19 protein-coding genes are annotated in these 13,793 nt (G+C 71.9%); 8 read left to right on the forward strand and 11 right to left on the reverse strand.

The annotated features are described in order from the left end of the window. Window positions 1-13 precede the first annotated feature (13 nt). The gene (locus MED15_RS29495; protein ID WP_091405600.1) at window positions 14-430 is read right to left on the reverse strand and encodes a CBS domain-containing protein; all 417 of its coding nucleotides are present in this window, start codon (window positions 428-430) and stop codon (window positions 14-16) included. Between the two features lie 73 nt (window positions 431-503). Continuing rightward, window positions 504-1,187: a TMEM175 family protein gene (locus MED15_RS29500; protein ID WP_112584098.1), complete on the reverse strand. Its 684-nt coding sequence runs from the start codon at window positions 1,185-1,187 to the stop codon at window positions 504-506. A 114-nt stretch (window positions 1,188-1,301) separates the two neighbouring features. On the opposite strand from MED15_RS29500, the gene MED15_RS29505 reads away from it, so the two are divergent. Beyond that, window positions 1,302-1,883: a nucleotidyltransferase family protein gene (locus tag MED15_RS29505; RefSeq protein WP_112697970.1), complete on the forward strand. Its 582-nt coding sequence runs from the start codon at window positions 1,302-1,304 to the stop codon at window positions 1,881-1,883. A 15-nt stretch (window positions 1,884-1,898) separates the two neighbouring features. Here MED15_RS29505 and MED15_RS29510 read toward each other — a convergent pair whose 3' ends face one another. From MED15_RS29510 to MED15_RS29525, 4 genes are all read right to left on the reverse strand, one after another. Then, a complete protein-coding gene (locus tag MED15_RS29510) occupies window positions 1,899-2,339 on the reverse strand; it encodes a PPOX class F420-dependent oxidoreductase (RefSeq protein ID WP_030488140.1) in 441 nt (146 codons plus the stop codon). A 153-nt stretch (window positions 2,340-2,492) separates the two neighbouring features. Continuing rightward, the gene (locus MED15_RS29515; RefSeq protein WP_112726432.1) at window positions 2,493-3,518 is read right to left on the reverse strand and encodes an aspartate-semialdehyde dehydrogenase; all 1,026 of its coding nucleotides are present in this window, start codon (window positions 3,516-3,518) and stop codon (window positions 2,493-2,495) included. Between the two features lie 164 nt (window positions 3,519-3,682). Next, entirely contained in the window at window positions 3,683-5,020 is a 1,338-nt protein-coding gene (locus tag MED15_RS29520; RefSeq protein ID WP_112584094.1) for a M16 family metallopeptidase, read from the reverse strand. Then, window positions 5,017-6,306, reverse strand: a complete 1,290-nt coding sequence (locus MED15_RS29525; protein WP_112584093.1) for a M16 family metallopeptidase — start codon at window positions 6,304-6,306, stop codon at window positions 5,017-5,019. The genes MED15_RS29520 and MED15_RS29525 overlap by 4 nt, the downstream gene beginning before the upstream one ends. A gap of 103 nt (window positions 6,307-6,409) precedes the next feature. Between MED15_RS29525 and MED15_RS29530 the strand changes: the two genes are divergently transcribed. Next, window positions 6,410-7,159, forward strand: a complete 750-nt coding sequence (locus MED15_RS29530; RefSeq protein WP_112584092.1) for a phosphodiesterase — start codon at window positions 6,410-6,412, stop codon at window positions 7,157-7,159. Here MED15_RS29530 and MED15_RS29535 read toward each other — a convergent pair. Beyond that, on the reverse strand, window positions 7,126-7,344 hold the full coding sequence (locus tag MED15_RS29535; RefSeq protein WP_091405628.1) for a hypothetical protein: 219 nt from the start codon (window positions 7,342-7,344) through the stop codon (window positions 7,126-7,128). The two genes, MED15_RS29530 and MED15_RS29535, sit on opposite strands and share 34 nt — an antisense overlap. A gap of 274 nt (window positions 7,345-7,618) precedes the next feature. On the opposite strand from MED15_RS29535, the gene MED15_RS29540 reads away from it, so the two are divergent. The 3 genes from MED15_RS29540 to MED15_RS29550 all read left to right on the forward strand — a co-directional run bounded on the left by MED15_RS29540 (window position 7,619) and on the right by MED15_RS29550 (window position 9,473). Beyond that, window positions 7,619-8,713 carry a 3-deoxy-7-phosphoheptulonate synthase gene (locus MED15_RS29540; RefSeq protein ID WP_091405633.1) on the forward strand — a complete coding sequence of 365 codons (1,095 nt, stop codon included), beginning with the start codon at window positions 7,619-7,621 and terminating at the stop codon, window positions 8,711-8,713. A 282-nt stretch (window positions 8,714-8,995) separates the two neighbouring features. Further along, window positions 8,996-9,229 (forward strand): hypothetical protein, encoded by a 234-nt coding sequence (locus MED15_RS29545; protein ID WP_238410902.1) that lies wholly within the window; start codon window positions 8,996-8,998, stop codon window positions 9,227-9,229. 49 nt (window positions 9,230-9,278) lie between these two features. Then, window positions 9,279-9,473: a hypothetical protein gene (locus MED15_RS29550; protein WP_091405645.1), complete on the forward strand. Its 195-nt coding sequence runs from the start codon at window positions 9,279-9,281 to the stop codon at window positions 9,471-9,473. Window positions 9,474-9,529: 56 nt separating this feature from the next. Here the strand turns inward: MED15_RS29550 and MED15_RS29555 are convergent, their stop codons facing one another. The 3 genes from MED15_RS29555 to MED15_RS29565 are packed head-to-tail and all read right to left on the reverse strand — an operon-like array spanning window position 9,530 to window position 10,802. Next, on the reverse strand, window positions 9,530-10,072 hold the full coding sequence (locus tag MED15_RS29555) for a DUF1360 domain-containing protein (RefSeq protein WP_112584089.1): 543 nt from the start codon (window positions 10,070-10,072) through the stop codon (window positions 9,530-9,532). 53 nt (window positions 10,073-10,125) lie between these two features. Beyond that, a complete protein-coding gene (locus tag MED15_RS29560; RefSeq protein ID WP_112584088.1) occupies window positions 10,126-10,464 on the reverse strand; it encodes an SRPBCC family protein in 339 nt (112 codons plus the stop codon). After that, window positions 10,464-10,802 carry a DUF6158 family protein gene (locus MED15_RS29565; RefSeq protein ID WP_373861061.1) on the reverse strand — a complete coding sequence of 113 codons (339 nt, stop codon included), beginning with the start codon at window positions 10,800-10,802 and terminating at the stop codon, window positions 10,464-10,466. Before MED15_RS29565 ends, MED15_RS29560 begins: the two co-directional genes overlap by 1 nt. 131 nt (window positions 10,803-10,933) lie before the next feature. Between MED15_RS29565 and MED15_RS29570 the strand changes: the two genes are divergently transcribed. Further along, a complete protein-coding gene (locus tag MED15_RS29570; protein ID WP_181518418.1) occupies window positions 10,934-11,356 on the forward strand; it encodes a hypothetical protein in 423 nt (140 codons plus the stop codon). 25 nt (window positions 11,357-11,381) lie between these two features. Then, window positions 11,382-11,711: a DUF3817 domain-containing protein gene (locus MED15_RS29575; RefSeq protein WP_091405661.1), complete on the forward strand. Its 330-nt coding sequence runs from the start codon at window positions 11,382-11,384 to the stop codon at window positions 11,709-11,711. 51 nt (window positions 11,712-11,762) lie between these two features. Here MED15_RS29575 and MED15_RS29580 read toward each other — a convergent pair whose 3' ends face one another. Beyond that, a complete protein-coding gene (locus MED15_RS29580; RefSeq protein ID WP_112584086.1) occupies window positions 11,763-12,284 on the reverse strand; it encodes a DUF6232 family protein in 522 nt (173 codons plus the stop codon). Window positions 12,285-12,785: 501 nt separating this feature from the next. Between MED15_RS29580 and MED15_RS29585 the strand changes: the two genes are divergently transcribed. After that, on the forward strand, window positions 12,786-13,763 hold the full coding sequence (locus MED15_RS29585; protein ID WP_112584085.1) for a C40 family peptidase: 978 nt from the start codon (window positions 12,786-12,788) through the stop codon (window positions 13,761-13,763). Window positions 13,764-13,793: the final 30 nt, after the last annotated feature.

Below are 13,793 nucleotides of genomic sequence, written 5' to 3' on the forward strand. Positions count from 1 at the left end.
CGCGGCGGACGGGTCAGTTGTTCGGGTCGTCGGCGCTGATGTCGGCCAGGACCGACTGCGGTTCGCGCTCGACCGCGAGGTCACCCATCGACACCAGGCCGATCAGGCGCCCGTCGTCGATCACCGGAAGTCGGCGTACGGCGTACGTCCGCATCAGGTCCGCGGCGGCCACGGCATCGTCGTACTGACTCACCGTGATCACGTCGCGAGTGGTGATCTGGCTCAACCGGGTCGAGCCCGGGTCCATGTTCTCCGCGACACCTCGGACCGTGATGTCCCGGTCCGTGACGATGCCGACCACACTGTCGCCGTCGGTCACCACCACATCGCCGATCGCACTGTCACGCATCTCCTGCGCGGCGGCGATGAGCGTGTCGTTGCCGTCCATCGTCACCAACCGGGTCGTCATGAACTCTCCGACCGTTGTCATGGTGCTCCCCTCTCGGTGTCGGCACGGCCCGTCTACCCGCCGCCGGGGAGGGGGTAACGCATACGGCCCCGGCCTATCGGCGCGGGTGCCGCAGGCGCCGCAGTTCGTAGAGGCCGCTGCTGGTCAGGCTGTAGAACGCCGGCAGCAGCAGGAAGATCACCAGCGCGAACAGCGGGCCGGTGAAGAATCCGACGAGGATCGCCAGCGCGTAGCCCAGGAGGCCGATCGCGGCCCGGGCCCGTTCGGCCGGGAAGAACCGAAGCGGCACCGTCTGGTCCAGCAGATCGTGGTGCCGGGCGAGGTAGTGGTACAGCCCCAGCCAGCTCACCGAGACCAGGACGCCGACCAGACCGTAGACGACGACGCCGGTCCGCTGGTCCGCCTGGTCGCCGTCCCGCATGGCCTGCGAGACGACCGAGGTGGCGAACGGCAGCAGCGCGGTGCTGAACAGCACTGCGAGGTTGTACCACTGGAGGGCCTTTCCGCTGTTCTCCACCCGGTTGAAGGCGGCTCGGTGGTTCAGCCAGCCCACCGCCACGTACACGTACGACGTGACATAGGCGAGGTACGCCGGCCACTGCTCGACCAGCGCGTGCAGTAGCTGACCGCGGCCGACCCGAGGCGGCTGGAGGTCGAGCACCAGCAGCGTGATGATGATGGCGAAGACCCCGTCGCTGAACGACAGCAGCCGGGAGGTTTCCCGCCGCAGGGTCGGGCCCGCGGGGCCGGTCTCGTCGCTGCTCGTGCCGGCGCCCATCGCCCACCCCCTCCCCGACGTCCCGCAACGGCAAAGCAGGGCGGTATACCCGGCGACGGGCGGCACACCCACCTACCGGCGGCGCGCACCGGCTCCGCTGCCTACCGTGGGCGGATGATGACGGGCGAGGAGGAGCTGCGGGAACTGGTTTCCGGCAGCGATTGGCTGACCCGGGCGCTGACAGTGGTGCGTGATTCCGGGCTGCCGGACGCCTGGATCGGCGCGGGCGCCCTGCGCGACCTGGTGTGGGGCGAGCGGTACGGCGACGGGTTCGACCCGGCGCGGGTCCGCGACGTGGACGTGGTCTTCTTCGACCCGGCGAGGCTGACCCGCGCCGACGACGACCGGGCCACCGCCCGGCTGGCGGGGATGTGGCCGCAGCCGCCGTGGCAGGCGCGCAACCAGGCGGCGGTGCACACCTGGTACGCGGCGAAGTTCGGCGGTGACCCGATCGAGCCGTACCGAAGCGTGGCCGAGGCGGTCGCCACCTGGCCGGAGTACGCGACAGCGGTGGCCGTCCGCCTGGACCCGACCGGCCGGCTCAAGGTCTGCGCCCCGTACGGCCTGACGGACCTGCTGGCCGGGGTGTGGCGACACAACCCGGCCCGGGTGGACGTGGCCCGGTCGCGGCAGCGGTTGGCACGGCACCGGCCGGCGCAGCGTTGGCCCGGCGTGACAGTGATCGAGCCGGGCTGATCGGCTGTGGGCGGGTCAGCCTCGGGGCGGCATCCCGTAGAGCCGCTCGACGTGCAGGCGTAGCACGATCCGCCCCTCGTCGACCATGGCCTGGCGGTACTCGTCCCAGTCGGGGTGTTCGCCGCTCAGCCCCCGGTAGAGCGCCACCAACTCCTCGACAGTCTCGTCGCCGAGTTGGGTGGCCGGCGGGGTCAGTTCGGCGCGACCCTCGACCACCGCGTACGCCCAGCCGTCCTCGCTGCTGACGTGGAAGCTGGCACGCGGGTCGCGGCGCAGGTTGGCGGTCTTGGCCCGGCCGTCGGTGACCGAGACCCGGATCAGGCCCGCGTCCCGGTCGAAGGAGTAGAGCACCGTGGACAGCTGCGGACGCCCGTCCCGCTTGATGGTGGCGAGCACGCCCATCGAGCGGCCGGCCACCAGATCGGTCAACGCCTGCTGGGTGCGGTCATCCGGCATGGTGTCCTCCAGGTTGGACGATCGTCTCCGACCCATCCAAGCACGACCTGCCGGCCGCCGCGGGCGACCACCCGGAACGGCGGGCGACCACCCGGAACGGCACCGAGCCCTCGCCGACGGACGGCGAGGGCTCGGTGAGAATTCGAGTGCCGGTCAGCGGCGCTCGGCGGCGACCAGCTCGGCGAGTTGCACCGCGTTCAGCGCGGCGCCCTTGCGCAGGTTGTCGTTGGAGCAGAACAGCGCCAGCCCGTACTCGACGGTCTCGTCGGCGCGGATCCGGCCCACGTAGGTCGGGTCCTGGCCGGCGGCCTGCAACGGCGTCGGGACGTCGGTCAGTGCCACCCCGGGCGCGTCGGCCAGCAGTTCGTGGGCGCGCTGCGGGGTGAGCGGCCGGGCGAACCGGGCGTTGATCTGGAGCGAGTGGCCGGTGAAGACCGGCACCCGGACACAGGTGCCGGACACCTTCAGGTCGGGGATCTCCAGGATCTTGCGGCTCTCGTTGCGGAGCTTCTGCTCCTCGTCGGTCTCGAACGAGCCGTCGTCGACGATCGAACCGGCCAGCGGGAGGACGTTGAAGGCGATCGGCTGAGTGAACGAGCGGGGCGCGGGGAACTCCACGGCCGACCCGTCGAAAGCAAGCCCGGCGGCGTGCTCGGCCACCTTGCGGACCTGCTCGTCCAGCTCGGCGACGCCGGCCAGCCCGGCGCCGGAGACCGCCTGGTAGGTGGAGACGACCAAGCCGACCAGGCCAGCTTCGGCGTGCAGCGGACGCAGCACCGGCATCGCGGCCATCGTGGTGCAGTTGGGGTTGGCGATGATGCCCTTGGGCCGGTCCAGGGCGGCGTGCGGGTTGACCTCGGCGACCACCAGCGGCACCTGCGGGTCCATCCGGAACGCCGACGAGTTGTCGATCACCACGGCGCCGGCCTCGGCGACCCGTGGCGCCAACTCCCGGGCCGTGCCCTTACCGGCCGAGAAGAGCACGATGTCCAGCTCGGAGTAGTCCGCGGTCGCGGCGTCCTCGACTGTCACCTCACCGTCGCGCCACGGCAGCGTACGCCCGGCGGACCGCGCCGAGGCGAACAACCGCACCTGCTCCGCTGGGAACTCCCGCTCCGCCAGCACCTGCCGCATCACGCCACCGACCTGGCCGGTGGCCCCCACAATGCCGATCCTCATGCCCGCGAGGCTACCGACCCCACCCCCGAAACCGGGACCCCTTTCCCACCCCCCGGGTCCCACCTCACACCCCGCCCTACAGCTGTCGATCAAGAGATCTGCGTCAGAAACCGTGCTCCGGATGACGCAAACCTCTTGATCAACGGCGTTTGTCGGGGGGAGGGTCAGGGGAGGAGATCTCCCAGGGCGGTGGCCTCCAGGTCGTCGCGGATCACTGCGGCGTCGCCCTCGATGACCAGGGTCAGGGCTTCCGGGTGCAGGTGGGTGGCTGCCGCCGCGGAGACCTGGTCCACGTCGGCGGAGAGCAGCGACTCGCGCAACCGCGCGTGGTAGTCGTCCGGCAGGTCGTGCACCACCAGGGTGGTCAGCGCGGAGGCGATCGCCCGAGGGCTCTGCAACTCGACCGAGAGCTGCCCGGCCCGCCAGGAGCGGGCCACCTCAAGCTCCTCCTCGGTCACCCCGGTGGCCTGGGTACGGGTGATCTCGCCCACCGCCTCGACCAGGGCCGGCGCGGTGACCGCCGTCTGCACGCCGGAGCTGACAGCGAACCGACCGAACCGCCGCGACGCGGCGAAATCGCCCCGGATGCCGTAGGTGTAGCCGTGCACCTCCCGCAGCAGGTGGTTGAGTCGGGAGGTGAACGCCCCGCCGAGCACCGTGCCGGCGAGCGTCATCGGCACGTAATCGGGGTGCGCCCGGTGTGGCGACGGGTGGCCCAGCCGCAGCGTGGACTGCACCGAGCCGGGCCGGTCCACCAGGATGATCCGGCGACCGCTGTGCAGCGGCACCTCGATGGGGCCACCCCGCTCGGCGGGGCCACCACCGGTGCCGGCGAACGCCGCGGCGGCCAGCGCGTCCAGGTCGATCCGGTCCAGGTCACCGGCGACGATCAGGGTGCCGGGGCGCAGGAACCACTCCGAGTGGAAGACCGTCACGTCCTCCACGTCCAACCCGGCGACCGACTCCGGGTCGCCGTGCATCGGCCGTCCCCAGCGGTTCTGCGCGCCGAACAGGTCGGCGCGCAACGCGGCGTCGGCCCGCGGGCCGGGGTTGGCCCAGTCCATCCGGAGCGCGGTCGCCTCGTCGTCGCGGACCCGGCGTACGTCGGCGGGGTCGAGCCGGGGCGTCCGGACCGCCTCGGCGAGCAGTTCCACGGCCGCGCTCAGCCGGTCCACCGGGATCACCACGCTGGCCTGGAACGAGTCCCAGTCCAGACCGGTCGACAAAGCGGTGCCGAGCCCTTCGACGGCGAGCGCGTACGCGGCGGCGTCCCGCTGCGCGGTCCCCTCCTCCAACGCCTTGGCCAGCACGCCGGACAGACCCTCCTTGCCGACCGGCTCCTGGCCCGCGCCCACGTCGAGCAGCAGCAGGGCCACGGCGAGGTTCTGCCCCGGCAGGTGCGCGGCGACGACCTGACCACCGGCCGCGGCGCGGCGGACCACCGGCGGGAACCGGTACGGGCGGGCGGCACCCGGGCCGGGACGGTCGGCGATCAGCGTCATGAGGTCTCCTCGGGCAGGTAGGTCAGGGTCACCCGGTCGGTGGCGAGCACGTCGGCGGCTGCCTCGGCGATCTGCTCGGCGGTGACCGCGAGCAGGGCCGGCAACTGCTCGGCGATGCGGGCCGGGTCACCGAACTGCGTGGCGTACCGGCCGAGCAGGTCCGCGCGGCCGTCGACGGTGGACAGCTGACGCCACCACCCGGTGCTGAGCAACGCCTTGGCCCGATCCAGCTCGGCGGCGGTGACCGGCACGGTGGCCAGCTCGTCGACGACCTCGGCCAGCCCCTCGGCCAGCCGCTCGGCGCTCACCCCGGGGCGGGCGGTGGCGGTGGCGATCAGCGGTGCCGGGGCATGGGCGAGGTCCACCCCGTACGCCCCGACCAGGTCCGGTTGCGCGATCCGCTCGCCGTCGGCGAGGCGCTGGTAGAGCCGGCTGCCCCGGCCGCTGCCCAGGATGGTGGCGAGCACGGTGATCACGTTGTATCCCGGGCTGCCGAACGGGTAGCTGCGGTGGGCGATGTAGACCCGTGGCGCGGGCACGTCGGCGCTCACCGACTCGACGGCCGTCTGCCCGGTGGCGGGGACGCTGCGGCCGTCCGGTGCCGGCGGGATGTCGTCGCGGGCGGGCAGCGCGCCGAAGTACTTGTCGGCGAGCGCGAACACGTCGGAGGCGGTGGCGTCGCCGACCACGGTGAGCACCGCGTTGTTCGGCGCGTAGTAGGTCTGGTGGAACGCCTGGAAGGTGGCCAGGTCGGCGGCGTTCAGGTCGGCCATCGAGCCGATCGTCGCGTGGTGGTAGGGGTGCCCCGGCGGGTAGAGCAGCGGCAGCAACCGCAGCCAGGCGTCGCCGTACGGCACGTTCTCGTAGCGCTGCCGGCGCTCGTTCTTCACCACGTCCCGCTGGTTGTCCAGCGTCTCCTGGGTGAGGGCGGGGACCAGGCCGCCCATCCGGTCGGCCTCCAACCAGAGCGCCAGCTCCAGGTGCTCGGCCGGGACCGTCTCGAAGTAGTTGGTCCGGTCCGGGTTGGTGGTGGCGTTGAGCGAGCCGCCGGAGCCCTGGATCAGCTTCATGTGCTCGGTCTTCGCCACGTTCACCGAGCCCTCGAACATCAGGTGCTCGAAGAGGTGGGCGAAACCGGTCTGCCCGGCCGGCTCGTGCCGGGAGCCGACGTCGTACCAGAGGTTGACGGCCACGGCGGGCGCGGTGCGATCCTCACTCACCACCACGCGCAGGCCGTTGTCCAGTCGGGACGTCTGAATGGGCCAGGGGTAACCGCTGTCGGGCATGCCCCCGACGCTATCCGATCTCGGAGGCGGAAAGGTGACGTGCTGTCGGTCGGCGAGCCGACCCGGGCGGCATCGGAGCCGCCGCGTGGGGTACCGGAAAGCAATGACCGTCACCCCGCCTCCGTCCCGGTCCGCCGGCCGGGCCGCCACCGCCGTCGTACGCGCCAGCACCGCACTCGGCCGGCTGCGCCGCGGCCGGTTGCTGCATCCGGCCGGTCGCTCGTTCGTCGGCGAGACGGTGATCTGGGGTACGCCCGGACCGCCCACCGGGGTCGCTCTGCTGGACCACCCCGGCCGGTACCGGACCACCATCCGGCTCTCCAAGGGGACGCCCACGCCCGGCAGTTGGCCCGATGTCCTGGGTCTCGCGCTGCGCCTGCACCGCGACGGCGGCCGGCCGTTCGACCTGCTGGTCAGCTCCAGTGGCGCGGCCCCGGTGCTGCGGAACCTGCCGCTGCCCCGACGTCGCTTCACCGGCACGTACAGCACGATCACGTACTACCGCGCGGGTCGGCGCCGCCTCTGGCTGGCCGCCCTGGCCGACCCCGACTCGGCCGACCTCGGTCGCAGCCTGGCCACGGCGGCCGCCGCGACCCGGACGGACACCCCGCGCCTGGTGCTCGCGGTCGCGTCGGCGGTGGGGCCGTGGCGGCTGGTCGGGCAGGTCAGCCTCGGCACCCAGCTCAGCGCCGCGGAGGACGCGGCGCTCGCGTTCGACCCGGTGCGCAACCTGCCACCCGAACTGCGGGTGGCAGGTCCGCTGGCCTGGCTGCGGGACCAGACCTACCGGGGGTCGCGCCGGGCCCGCGGGGCGACCGCTCAGTCCGGAGGTTCGACCGCCACCACGGTCTGATCCGAGGTACGACGCTCCAGCACCGTGTCCGGTGCGGCGTTCTGGTCCGCTTCGCGGATGTCCGAATCGGCGAGGATGGCCTCCGCCTGCGCCTCCGGGTCGTCGCTGCCCACCGCCTCCTCCTCGGGCAGGAGGTGGTGCGCGCGGGACTCCACCCGCTCCTGATCGCTCTGCTCGTGTGTCATGGCACCCCTGTTACCCCGACCGCGCCCCCGGCACGCGATCTCCCGCTCCGCATCTTGGGACGACAGGACGGGTGACCGCGTCCGGTCGGGTACGCTGGCCCGGTGACGCGTTCCTATCGATGGTTTAGGCAGCCGGCTCGCACGCCGGTGACTTCACCATGAACTGACGTCACCACGGACCGAGCCGGCTGGGCAGGAGCTGTCGTTCCTGCCCTTTTGCGTACGAGCAGCCGGCTCGTCCCGGGCACCGGCCCCGGGCACGGTCGGCGGAAGGATGCCCACCGTGACGACCCCGGAGACCGATCGGGTCAGCGATCAGCGGATCGACCGTGTCGTGCCGCTGACCACGCCCGCCCTGCTGCACCACGAGTTACCCCTGGACGCTCCGCTCGCGTCGGCCGTGTTGACCGGCCGCCGCGCGGTCGGTCGCGTGCTGGACCGCGAGGACGACCGCCTGCTGGTGGTGGTCGGCCCCTGCTCGGTGCATGACCCGGCCGCCGCCCTGGACTACGCGCAGCGTCTTCGGACGGCAGCCGACCGGCTCGCCGACGACCTGCTGATCGTCATGCGGGTCTACTTCGAGAAGCCGCGCTCCACCGTCGGTTGGAAGGGCCTGATCAACGACCCCGGCCTGGACGGCAGCGGGGACGTCAACACCGGTCTGCGGCTGGCCCGGGCGCTGCTGCTCGACGTGCTCCGCCTCGGTCTGCCGGTGGGTTGCGAGTTCCTCGACCCGATCACCCCGCAGTACATCGCGGACACGGTGGCCTGGGGCGCGATCGGTGCCCGCACCGTGGAGAGCCAGGTGCACCGCCAGCTCGCCTCCGGCCTGTCCATGCCGATCGGCATGAAGAACCGCCCGGACGGCAGCATCGGCACGGCCGTGGACGCGATCCGCGCCGCCGGTGTGCCGCACGTCTTCCCCGGCATCGACTTCTCCGGCACTCCGGCGATCATGCACACCCGGGGCAACACCGACGGGCACCTGGTGTTGCGCGGTGGGGGCGGCCGACCGAACTACGACGCCGAGTCGGTCGCCGGGGCACTCGACCTGCTCCGTGCCGCCGACCTGCCGGAGCGGCTGGTGATCGACGCCAGTCACGCCAACAGCGGCAAGGACCACCGCAACCAGCCGCTGGTCGCCGCGGACGTGGCCGCCCAACTGGCCGCCGGCCAGCGGGGGATCACCGGCGTGATGCTGGAGTCGTTCCTGCTGCCCGGTCGGCAGGAGCTCGACCCGACCCGGGAGCTGGAGTACGGCCGGTCGGTCACCGACGCCTGCCTGGGCTGGGACGACACCGCCGAGGTGCTCGACCACCTCGCCTCGGCCGTGCGGGCCCGTCGGGCCACCCTGCCGACGACGGTGTGACCGCCGACACCACCACCTGCGGAACACGAGCGGGGGTCGGCTCGTTGACTGGAGTGTCGGTGTGTCCAGTGTCCCCGGGCCTCACCTAAATAGCCTTCGCGGAATACCGTCCGGCTGGAGCCGCGTAGTGCCACTCGCCGAGAGGCGACCTGCACACCGACACCAGCGCCGCCCCCGGCCCACAAGGCCGGGGGCGGCGCTGTTTGTATTCGGCGAACCCCACGGACCCGACCGAGAGCGCAGGCCGCCGGGGTGACGTTTGACCGATTCCGCCCCGGGTAGCTGATCGACGTGACCGACGACGCATCCGTGGCCGACGAGCCGGACACCCAGGCCCTCGACGACCTGCTCGACGACATCTTCCGGGCGCAGGAGCGGGTCACCCAGGCGGAGATCTATCGCCGGGCGGTGGCCGCCGAGCTTCCACCGGACCTGCTCGCCCGCATCGACGCGCTTCCCGAGGGCGAGTACGCGGTGGACGAGGCCAGCGACCTGCTGGGCGGTTCCATCGGCTGAGCGACCTGGGCGGCACCATCGCGTGAATGACCGCAGGAGGGACACCGACATGACGCACCACGAGGACCACGACGAGAAGGTGCCGGCGCTGGGTCAGCCCCCGAAGGGCAGGGACACCACGCCCGAGCCGGACTTCGCCAACGAGCACGACCGCACGGCGGTGGACCGGGACATCATCACCGGGGCGGACGAGGACGAACGGGAGCCGGAGTCGCCGCACGGTTGGTCCGGCATGCAACGTTGAGGCGTACGCGAAAGGGGGGCCGGTGTCTACCGGCCCCCCTTTTCGCGTCCTGCTCGTCAGTCGTCGTCCTGGTGCCCACCCTCGGCGGCCTGCTGCGCCGTCGCGTACGCCATCTGGAGGAAGTCGGACGCGGCGACCGCCGTCAGCGCGGTGGCCACCAGGCGGGTGAGCCGGGGCGCGAGCACCAGGCCACCGGTCAGCCCGGTGGCCACCCAGACCGCCAGGCAGAACGGGCAGCTCAGCAGCTCGCCGATGGCGTGCCGGGTGGGGCTGCCCGAGTCGCGGACCTGCTCCATCACCTCGCCGCTGCCGATCGGATGGTCGTAGCGGGTGAACGGCGCCCGCAACGGGCTGGTCACCGCGTCCTTGGACAGCAACCGGCTCAGCTTGTGCGTGGCGATGGAGAGCAGCACCACGTCGGACGGCGCGGGACGCTCCGGCACCGGTCGGCCGGTCGCCTTGACCAGGCCGGCGAGAGCTCCGGTCACCCCGGCGTAGGCACCCATCGCCACCAGGTAGCCACCGAGCGGCCGGTGCTCGTGCGGCGCGTACGCCCGGCGCAGCCGGGCCGCCTTCTGTCGCAGGCCAGTGTCGCTCACCCGATCTCCTCACGTGTCGTGGTGGTGCGGGAACGGCGTCCCGCGCGGCCGGCTCAGCCGGCCTGGAGGTTGTCGGCGACCTCGCGTACCAGGTTGGTGAGCGCTTCGTCGGCCAGCTGGTCCGGACCGGGCCCGCCGGACCCGTCGGCCAGGTCGAGCTGAATCCGGGCGCCACCGGAATCGGCCGGCTCCACCCGGATCTCGGCGGACCAGTCGTCGGTGTCGCCGTCGCCCCAGCGGGCGCGCAGCTCCTCGCCGCTGATCTCCGCGGCAGGGCTGCCGTCGCCGCGCAGCGGCTCGGGCAGCCAGGCCGAGGCACGGTCGGGGTCGGTGGCCGTGCTGAAGACCACCTCGGGTGGCGCGGACATGCCGCGCACAGCGCGCGCCGGCATCAGGCGTCCCGCAGACGGCTGGGATCGACCTCGCGACCCGGGTGCCGGGCCAGGTACTCGGTCTCCAGCTCCGCGGTGCGCCGCAGGTGGTTCGCGAGTGCGGAGTCTGCCGCGTGCCGCAGGGTGTCCAGGCGGGTCCGGTGCAGGCTGTGCATCTCGCGGATCAGGTCCTCGTCGGTCAGCTCCGTCGGGTCGATGCCGAGGTCGCCGTCGAGGCCGGGAGCACCGGCCGGGTCGGCGAGCTGATCGCCGCCCCACTCGGGCACCCGCTGCTCCGGGCTCATATCCGCACTGCCGTTGGACGCGAAGCCGTCCTCACGTACCGATCCGGTCATGATCGCCCCCCTTGATCTCGTTTGGGCTGGCGTCTAGACGATTGCCCAGGCGTGGTGATGCCAAACCAAGCCGGCGAGGCGGGGACTACGACACGGTGTCGGAGACCGGTAGCGCCCCCGGTACCCTCAATGTCATGAGGCGGCTCTGGACCCCGGCGTGGATCGCACGCCACGTGGCCATGGTCGTGCTGGTCGTGGGCTTCCTCGGGCTGGGCTGGTGGCAGATCAGCCGGGCCACCGCCGGCAACAGCCTGAGCTGGGGGTACGCGGTCGAGTGGCCGATCTTCGCCGGCTTCGTGGTCTACGTCTGGTGGCGTGAGGTGAAGCTGGCCCGCCGCAAGGCGGCGGAGGCCGACGCGCCGCCCGCGGATCCGGCCGTCGAGCCGGCGCCGGCGGTCACCGCCGGGTCCCGACCGGCGGTACGCCGACCGGTACGGGTGTCCCGGACGCCGGCCACCGGCGATGCCGTCGAGGACACCGACCTGGCCGCCTACAACCACTACCTGTCATGGTTGAACGCCAATCCGGGCGCCCGGCCCGGTGACTATCCCGGCTGAGCCGGGCTCGGAAGGACGGACGAAGGTGGGCGCTGCCCTTACCCGGTACCGCGTGATCGCCTGGATCGTGGGCGTGGTGCTGATCCTGCTGGTCGTGATCGGCATGCCACTGAAGTACGCGTTCGACAACCCGGTCGTCGTGGAGACGATCGGGCCGGCGCACGGCTTCCTCTACATGATCTACCTGGTGGCCGCGTTCGACCTGAGCCGCCGAGCCGACTGGCCGCTGAAGCGGATGCTGCTGGTGATGCTGGCCGGCACGGTGCCGTTCGTCTCGTTCTACGCCGAGCGCCGGGTCAGCGCCTGGGTGGCCGCACCGCAGCAGGAACGGGCTCCGGAGCCGGTCGCCCGCTGAGCTTGCTGAGCGGCCGGTGGGCCGACGCGGCTCCGGCCCACCGGCGCCGGGTCAACGGTTGGGCCGCCACGGGTCCGCTTCCGCGAGCGGGTCGACCCAACTGCCGTAGCGGTTGACCTCCCGGGCCCGCAGCAGCGACCGGGTGACCTGGCCGAACTGCCGTTCGTCGTCGGCGCTGAAGAGCAGCACCTCCGAGCCTTGGTACCACCCCCACAGTTCGTGCGGCGGTGGGCGCCAGCGATCGCCGACCAGGGCGAGAGCGGCCGGGAGCAGGAACACCGCGCCGAGGATCAGGTACGCCTCGGCGGTGAGGCGTTGCAGACCGCCGGTGAAGCCGAGGAGCACCCCCACACCGCTGAGCATGCTGGCGGTGATGACCACGGCCCGGACGGCGATCCGGTCGTGCGGACCCCGGGTGGTACGCAGATGGGTCAGGTCGGCGACCCGGTAACTGTTCCGACCGACCGTGAACCGGTCGACGGTCACGATGATGCCGGGCCGCGCGTACAGCAGGGTCGACCGGGCGCCCGGCACCGTTCGCGGCGGTCGCGTCTTTGCGCCTTCACGATTCACGGTTCCTCCCGAAGGGGACGGTTGGCCGAGTGGACCTGCTGGCGACAGTCATCGCTGCCTGTCGACGGGATTCCCGGCTCCGGACTTCATTGTGTTGCGGCACCGCCAGTCGACCTGGGCATTTACCGGGTCCCGACAGCTCGTCACGACCGGGTGACATCGCCGAGAAACAGCATCCATTTCAGGTTTTATCGGTTATGGCCGCCAGGAATCCGGCGGCATACGCCGGGAACGACGAAAGTCGTATATCAGTCAGTAGGCCGCTAAAAGGGCGATGTTCCCTCGTTCGCAGGTGTCATCAGCCACGATGGCGCCACCCAGCCCAGGGGCCCGAGCCGTAACTCTGCCAACTTTCGCCCCTGCTTCAACTGCGAGCGACATCCGTCCCGGGTTAGGTTGGGCGAGCCGGTCCGGCCCAGTGCCGTCCGCCCGGATGGCCCCGGCCGGTGTCGTCGAGGGCGTCAGCAGCCCCGGCGGCCGTGGGAGAGGGGCCTTCCGCTCTTGTCATCCCTGAGAAATCTGCTGCGCACCGTGGCGCTGGTCGGCATGTCGGCCGCGCTGATCGCCCCGACGGCGGTGGCCCAGGCCGAGCCGTCCCCCGCCGACCTGACCCGCCGGATCGAGACGTCCTCGGCCGAGTTGGAGCGGGTCGTCGAGTCGTACAACAAACTGCGTGAGGAGATCAAGACAAACGAGGCCGCCGTGGCCCGATTACAGACCCGCATCGGCCCGCTCGAACAGCAGGTCGAGCAGAGCCGGGCCGACGTGGCGGAGCTCGCCTCCACCGCGTACAAGAGTGGCGGCCTGCGCACCGCGGACGCCCTGCTGCGCCCGGGCGGCTCGGCCGCGCTGCTGGATCGGCTCGGCACGATCGAGCAGTTGACCCGCCAGCGGCAGGAGCGCATCTCCGGTTTCACTGCCGACCAGCAGCGGCTGCTCGACGAGAAGGCCCGCCTGGGCGCGACCTTGACCCGGCAGGCCGCACAGGCGCGTCAGCTCGCCACGGGTAAGAAGCAGATCGAGCAGGACCTGGCAAAGCTGTACGAGCTGCGCCGGCAGGCGTACGGGGCCGCCACCGAGCGACCCGAGCCCAAGGCGGCGACGACCGAGGCAAAGAACGTGCCCGCCGTGTCCGGCGCTGCCGGCACCGCGGTGCGTTACGCCTTCGGCGCGATCGGCAAGCCGTACGTCTGGGCGGCCGACGGGCCGAACGGCTACGACTGTTCCGGCCTGACCTCGGCGGCCTGGCGGGCGGCCGGGAAGTCCCTTCCGCACAACACCCGGATGCAGTGGAGCGCGGTCGCCCACATCGGGCGGGGCGAACTACGCCCGGGCGACCTGGTCTTCTACAGCGGGCTCGGGCACGTCGCCCTCTACGTGGGCGACGGTCAGGTGATCGACGCGCCCAGCGCCGGTCGCAACGTACTCAAGCGTGGCATGAACATGATGTCCATCCAGGGTTACGGCCGGGTCCGCTAACCACGATCGGAAACGGCGAACGGCCGGCGT

The sequence above is a fragment of the Micromonospora noduli genome (assembly GCF_003264475.1).
Taxonomy (GTDB): domain Bacteria; phylum Actinomycetota; class Actinomycetes; order Mycobacteriales; family Micromonosporaceae; genus Micromonospora; species Micromonospora noduli.

Bases quoted from the DNA above. Each gene is read 5' to 3' on its own strand.
- MED15_RS29495 (WP_091405600.1), bottom strand. From the start codon at position 430: ATGACAACGGTCGGAGAGTTCATGACGACCCGGTTGGTGACGATGGAC.
- MED15_RS29500 (WP_112584098.1), bottom strand. From the start codon at position 1,187: ATGGGCGCCGGCACGAGCAGCGACGAGACCGGCCCCGCGGGCCCGACC.
- MED15_RS29505 (WP_112697970.1), top strand. From the start codon at position 1,302: ATGATGACGGGCGAGGAGGAGCTGCGGGAACTGGTTTCCGGCAGCGAT.
- MED15_RS29510 (WP_030488140.1), bottom strand. From the start codon at position 2,339: ATGCCGGATGACCGCACCCAGCAGGCGTTGACCGATCTGGTGGCCGGC.
- MED15_RS29515 (WP_112726432.1), bottom strand. From the start codon at position 3,518: ATGAGGATCGGCATTGTGGGGGCCACCGGCCAGGTCGGTGGCGTGATG.
- MED15_RS29520 (WP_112584094.1), bottom strand. From the start codon at position 5,020: ATGACGCTGATCGCCGACCGTCCCGGCCCGGGTGCCGCCCGCCCGTAC.
- MED15_RS29525 (WP_112584093.1), bottom strand. From the start codon at position 6,306: ATGCCCGACAGCGGTTACCCCTGGCCCATTCAGACGTCCCGACTGGAC.
- MED15_RS29530 (WP_112584092.1), top strand. From the start codon at position 6,410: ATGACCGTCACCCCGCCTCCGTCCCGGTCCGCCGGCCGGGCCGCCACC.
- MED15_RS29535 (WP_091405628.1), bottom strand. From the start codon at position 7,344: ATGACACACGAGCAGAGCGATCAGGAGCGGGTGGAGTCCCGCGCGCAC.
- MED15_RS29540 (WP_091405633.1), top strand. From the start codon at position 7,619: ATGCCCACCGTGACGACCCCGGAGACCGATCGGGTCAGCGATCAGCGG.
- MED15_RS29550 (WP_091405645.1), top strand. From the start codon at position 9,279: ATGACGCACCACGAGGACCACGACGAGAAGGTGCCGGCGCTGGGTCAG.
- MED15_RS29560 (WP_112584088.1), bottom strand. From the start codon at position 10,464: ATGCCGGCGCGCGCTGTGCGCGGCATGTCCGCGCCACCCGAGGTGGTC.
- MED15_RS29570 (WP_181518418.1), top strand. From the start codon at position 10,934: ATGAGGCGGCTCTGGACCCCGGCGTGGATCGCACGCCACGTGGCCATG.